The following is a 1,770-nucleotide window of genomic DNA, read 5'->3' on the forward strand; positions in this document are numbered from 1 at the left end:
CGCCGCCGCGCTCGCCGCGACCCGCGCCGCGATCCAGGCCGGCGCCGCCAAGGATCCCACCGGCGCCTCGCTGGAATCGCTGCTGGTCGGCGAGTTCGCGCTGCAGTCGGGCAAGCTCAACGAAGCGTCCGCGGCCTATCTCAAGGCCGCGCGCGCCGCCGGCGACAAGGTGCTGGCCGAGCGCGCCACCAGCATCGCCCTGGTCGCGCGCGACGATGCCGCCGCGGCCGAGTCGCTGGCGCTGTGGCGCAAGCTCGGCGGCCAGGGCCCGGTGTTCGCCGCGGCCGAGGCGACCTTGTCGCTGCGCCGCGGCGACGAACGCGCCGCGCTGCGGCAGCTGGTCGCGCTGATGGCGGCCGCGCCCGACACCGGCTGGCGCCAGGCGCTGGGCGTGCTGACCGCCGGCTCCAAGGATCCCAAGCAGACCGCGCGCATGGTCGAGAAGCTGGTCGACGGCGGCCGCCTGCCGCCGCGCAACCTGATGGCCTGGGTCGCCTTCGGCGGCCTGTCGCAGCGCCTGGACCAGCCCAAGCTGACCGAACGCATCATCGACGAAGTGGTGCGGCGCTTCCCCGGCGAGCCGCGGGTCGGCCTGCTGCGCGTCACCCAACTGCGTGACGACGGCAAGAAAGAGGAAGCTACCCGGCTGCTCGCCAGCCTCGTCCCGCTGGCCGACACCGACAACAGCCTGCGCGCGCTGATCGCCGAGCAGTACGAAGGCCTCAACGATTTCCAGAAGGTCGCCGAAGTGCTCGCGCGCGGCCCGCAGGACGACCAGACCTACGCCCTGCGCGCCTCGTTCCTGGCCCGCGCCGACGACAAGCCGACCCTGACCGCGCTCTACGACGAGCTGCGCGCCAGCGCGGCCAAGCCCGACCCGGCCAGGCGCCTGCTGCTGGGCCAGCTGGCCGAATATCTGGAGCGCTTCGACGAAGCCCTGAACTGGTACCAGGGCGTGCCCGGCGGCCCGCAGCGCGAGATCGCGCGGCTGCGCGCGGCCAACGTGCTGCACAAGCTCAAGCGCGCCGACGAGGCCTTCGCCGCGCTGCGCGCGATCCAGTCCGACGCCTCGGCCGAGGACGACACCCGCCGCGACGCCTACATCCTGGAAGCCAACCTGCGCGCCGAGGACAAGAACGTCGCCGGCGAGAACGAAGCCTTCGCCCGCGGCCTGGCCGCGTTCCCGGACGAGCCCGAGATCCTCTACGCGCGCGCCCTGAGCTGGGAGCGCCGCGACGACATCGCCCGCGCCGAAGCCGACTTCCGCCGCATCCTGGTGGCCGAGCCCGACAGCGTGGCCGCGCTCAACGCGCTCGGCTACACCCTGGCCGACCGCACCACGCGCTATCAGGAAGCGCTGGAGCTGATCGAGCGCGCGCGCACCGCCGAGCCGGACAACGGCGCCATCGTTGACAGCTACGGCTGGGTGCTCTACCGCCTGGGCCGGGTCAAGGAGGCCGAGGTCGAACTGCGCCGCGCCCTGACCATGCTCAAGGACGCCGAAGTCGCCGCGCACCTGGGCGAGCTGCTGTGGGAAACCGGCCGCCGCGACGAGGCGCGCAAGTATTTCGAGCAGGGCCGCAAGATCGATCCCGAAAACCGCTCGCTGCTGCGGGCGCTGAAGAAGTACGGGCTGTGAGCGCGGCGGATTTCGATCGCGCCGCTGCCGGCGCGAAGCGGGCTGCGCGCGCCCGCATCGGCGTGGCGTTGTTGCTGACCGCGCTGCTGACGGCGTGCGCCGGCGGCGGCGTGCGTCCCGGCGCGCCGGCG

Annotated in this window: 1 protein-coding gene; it reads left to right on the forward strand. The window is 73.4% G+C overall.

Annotated features, from left to right (window positions below):
• Positions 1-1,639: tetratricopeptide repeat protein (locus A7A76_RS24595; protein WP_206413787.1), on the forward strand; the 1,639-nt coding region annotated here is incomplete at its 5' end.
• Positions 1,640-1,770: the final 131 nt, after the last annotated feature.

The sequence above is a fragment of the Lysobacter enzymogenes genome, assembly GCF_017168095.1.
Taxonomy (GTDB): Bacteria; Pseudomonadota; Gammaproteobacteria; order Xanthomonadales; family Xanthomonadaceae; genus Lysobacter; species Lysobacter enzymogenes_D.